2 protein-coding genes are annotated in these 3921 nt (G+C 61.7%); one reads left to right on the top strand and one right to left on the bottom strand.

Annotated features, from left to right (window positions below):
• Nucleotides 1-122 precede the first annotated feature (122 nt).
• Nucleotides 123-476, bottom strand: a complete 354-nt coding sequence (locus MHN84_RS29480) for a hypothetical protein (protein WP_241207978.1) — start codon at nucleotides 474-476, stop codon at nucleotides 123-125.
• A gap of 228 nt (nucleotides 477-704) precedes the next feature.
• On the opposite strand from MHN84_RS29480, the gene MHN84_RS29475 reads away from it, so the two are divergent.
• A complete protein-coding gene (locus MHN84_RS29475) occupies nucleotides 705-3434 on the top strand; it encodes a DEAD/DEAH box helicase (protein ID WP_241207977.1) in 2730 nt (909 codons plus the stop codon).
• Nucleotides 3435-3921: the final 487 nt, after the last annotated feature.

Below are 3921 nucleotides of genomic sequence, written 5' to 3'. Positions count from 1 at the left end.
TGCCGCCAAACACGCTGCGGCAGCACTTGCCAAACAACACCAAATCACCTAGCGTTCAACATGACTCGTTGATCACAACGCGTGAACCACGCCAGATCCGAAGTCCACCACTCCACGGGACGCTATCCGCAGGGTTGGTATTCGGAGGACGAACAGATCGACGTGTTGGTAGCCCAGTGATGGGTGCTGTAGAGGCTAGTGCCGTCGATCCAGTCCGACTCGCCGGGCACAATCAGAACGTCGCCGTTGAACGTGCCCAGGATTTGGGCCGCGTAATCGACCGTGGTGGGCAACACGTACGCACGGTCGAAGAGACCGCCGGCAATCAGCAGCATTCCCGCATCGAGACGATTCGCTTCCTCGACCACGAGTGCAAGGACCTGCCTCGACCATTGGCGTAACGCAGCTCCGAATTCAGCATTGAGATCGACCCACGCGTGGTCGAGTTGCACCCCGCTCGCAACCATGATTTCCACGCCAAACTCCTCCCCTTTGCTGTTTATCATGCGGGTAGCTGATCCGAAAGATTGGAGACGAGGTGCTGGCTGAGTTCGCTCACCTCTCGCCGGGAAGCAAAGTCGAAGGACTGGCATTCGAAGCGGTCGTCGAGATCCTCGAGATCGCCTCAGCCGGTACCGGCGCCTTCGTCCGCTACCGGGACGAATTCGGTATCGGAGGAGTCGCGGCTGCTCTCCGCGGAGGAGATGAAGACGGTCCGATTGGTGGGTGGACGAGGTCCCACTCTTGCCGCTGATCCTGACCAGTTCTGGCTCGCGATCGAAGCCCTGCGTTTGCGGTATGCGGCCGCGCTCAACCCGTTGCTGGCCGTGTCGGCTTCCAACATCGAAGCGTTGCCACATCAGGTACAGGCGGTCTATGACTACATGCTCGCCGGGCACCCCAAACGGTTCCTGCTCGCCGACGACCCCGGTGCCGGCAAGACCATCATGGCGGGCCTGTTCATCAAAGAAGCGCTCGCGCGGGGGTGGATCCGGCGCTGTCTCATCGTGGTCCCCGGAAGTCTCGTCGAGCAGTGGCAGAACGAGCTGAGTCAGAAGTTCGCGCTCCAGTTTGAGATCTTCGAAAGCTCGCTCTTGCGCGACTTGGCCAACAAGTCGCTGAAAGATTTTCCCTTCCTCATTGTCCGCCTCGATCAGTTCAGCCGCAGCAGCGAACTGACCGCGCTAGCCGTCGACGGAGGGTACGACCTCGCCATCTTTGACGAGGCGCACAAGCTTTCCGTCAGCGCGTGGGGTAGCACCATCACCAAAACGAAGAGGTTCAAGCTGGCCGAAGCGATTCGTGACGCGGTCCCGAGCACGTTACTAATGACGGCGACTCCCCATAACGGCAAAGACGCCGACTACAGGCAGTTCCTCACGTTGCTCGGATCCGCGGATCAGCCCGTCATCGAGGATCCCGCGGGCAGCGGACTGATGCGCCGCCTGGTGAAAGAACAACTCGTCCATTTGGACGGGACGCCCCTGTTTCCCGAGCGCCGCGCAAGCACCTTGCCCTACCGCCTCAGCCCGGTTGAGAGCGGCCTCTATGAGGCGGTCAGCGAGTACGTGCGCGAGGAGATGAACAAGGTCTCCGACGACGACACCAGGCGCAATGTGGGTTTCGCGCTCGTGGTTCTCCAGCGCCGATTGGCGTCGTCTCCGCAGGCAATTCTGCGGTCGCTGACCCGTCGACGCGACCGGCTACGCGCGCAGGCGGACCAGGCGCACGCTGCCGAGGGGAAGCTCGCCGGCGCCCTCGCAGCGACACTCGGACTGGGTGACGACGATCCTGACGAGATGAGCAGCTCGAGGGCGGAGACCTATCAAGACGAGGTGGCCAGCGCAGCCACGAACGCTCGAACACCGGCGGAACTCGAGGCGGAGATCTTGGTGCTGGATCGGCTCGTCACACATGCTGAGGCCGTCTTTTCTGCCCGCGCTGACGCCAAGTGGGCTGCGCTTGCCGAGCTGCTCACGAGTGAAGCCATGTTCGACGCGGACGGACAGCGACGTAAGATCATTATCTTCTCCGAAAATCGCGACACCCTTGATTACCTCGAGGACCGCCTCGTCGAGCTGCTGGGAAGGACCGTCGACGTTCAGGTCATTCATGGAGCGATGTCATGGACCGATCGCCGCCGAGCACAGGCCAAGTTCATCGAGGAACCGAGCAGCTCCGTGCTCATCGCGACAGATGCCGCCGGTGAGGGAGTCAACCTGCAGGTCGCTCATTTGATGGTCAATTACGACGTGCCATGGAATCCGAATCGACTCGAACAACGCTTCGGGCGAATTCATCGGATCGGTCAGCGACACACCTGCCACCTGTGGAATCTGATCGCCGCTGACACGCGCGAAGGTGATGTGTTTCAGAAGCTGCTCGAAAAGGTGGAAGTGCAGCGGGAGGCGCTCGGCGACCAAGTGTTCGATGTTCTCGGCGAGGTACTGACCGAAATTAGCCTCAGCCAGTTGCTGCGCCGCGCGGTGGCCGGCGAGGCGCAGCATGACGAGATCGCTTCAGACCTCGACTCGGTTTCAGGACGCTTGAAAACGGCCGTTGAAAAGCGTGCCGCGTCGGTGAGCACGCTGACACCGCAGGAACTCGCAGCGCTTCGTCGTGAGATGGCAATCGCGAAGGCGTCGAGTTTCCAACCGGACGTAGTCCGCGACTTCGTGCTGCGGGCGGCGCCGCTTCTCCATGTCGAGGTCGGGATGCGCGGTGACGCATGGCAGGTCGCGTACGTGCCCACGCTGTTGCGGGATCAGTTCGGCACCTCTCTAATGGCCCGCTATGACAAAGTCGCGTTCGAGCACTCCGACAGTCTCGCTTTCGCGGCGGACCCACCCGAGTTGATGGCGCCCGGACATCCACTTGTCTCGGCTCTTGTGGACTCCATAAGCGAAGATTTCGGCTCTTCGCTACAACACGGGATTGTGTTGTCCGACAATCGTTCCAGCGAAGACTACGTGTTGTTGACCGTCGTCGCGGTTTCCGAAGGTGGCCCATCGACAGTCACGACCTACGCGGTGTCCGCCGGCGACGACCGGAACGAGGTGAGCCCTTCCCTCTACACCGACCTCGATGTCGAGGCGACGCCGCTGCCGCGGGAGGTCGCCGCGACCGAGGCAGCGGTCGCCCCGTTCAGCGACAATTCGAACCACAGCATCGCCGCCGTCGCCTACGTGCGTGGCACGGCGAGTCCAGCGACCGCCAGCTCCTGGCGTTCTGCGCGAGAGCAATTGCGCGAGGAATTGGAAACGCTGGGTCCTGATCCGGTCGGGGCATTACCCGGGCAGGGTTGGGATTTCACCACGGGCCATCAGGAGACGACTTTCTGGTCAGCAGCACCTCCAGGCGAGACGCGACGGAGGCGTGCCGAAAGGCACGTGGCCGCCAACGTTGGGAACGACTACCTAATTGTCCATATCTAAGGTGAGGGGATCGCCGACAACGTATATGTATCGGGGCGATTCCACTCAAACCAACAGCGCCTACTCAGCTAAACACCGACGCCGCGGAGAGCTGCGAGAGCTGCATTGGCAGGGGCGCCGGAAGCGCTGCTAGCCGAGGCTGAGCGAGAACGGATGCTCGCGAACGGAGGATCCCGAGCGTAGCCGCTTAACAACTCGCCGCTGAATTGCATAAGACGAGCGCGTCCGTGTCCGACACGTCTGGCGCGCAACGCAACTCAAAACGCCGACGGTAACCGCCACCACCTGTCATCGGCATGGTTTCGACCGATGCGGTGTCGGTGCCGGTGAGAACCCGGGGCCGCGCAGATACGTCGCCGGTGTCAATGGCCAAGTCGAAGTATCCGCTGGTGGCCAGATAAAAGTATCCGCCCCGTGCGGTAGTTCCTAGGTTGGCTTGGGCTGCTCCTTCCGGTGTTTGGCGTCCTTCATGCGGTAGGAGTCGCCG

Origin of the sequence: Mycobacterium sp. PSTR-4-N, assembly GCF_022348085.1 — a bacterium.
GTDB lineage: Bacteria > Actinomycetota > Actinomycetes > Mycobacteriales > Mycobacteriaceae > Mycobacterium.
This window is presented reverse-complemented; position numbering and strand designations above follow the sequence as displayed.

Bases quoted from the DNA above. Each gene is read 5' to 3' on its own strand.
- MHN84_RS29475 (WP_241207977.1), top strand. From the start codon at position 705: ATGAAGACGGTCCGATTGGTGGGTGGACGAGGTCCCACTCTTGCCGCT.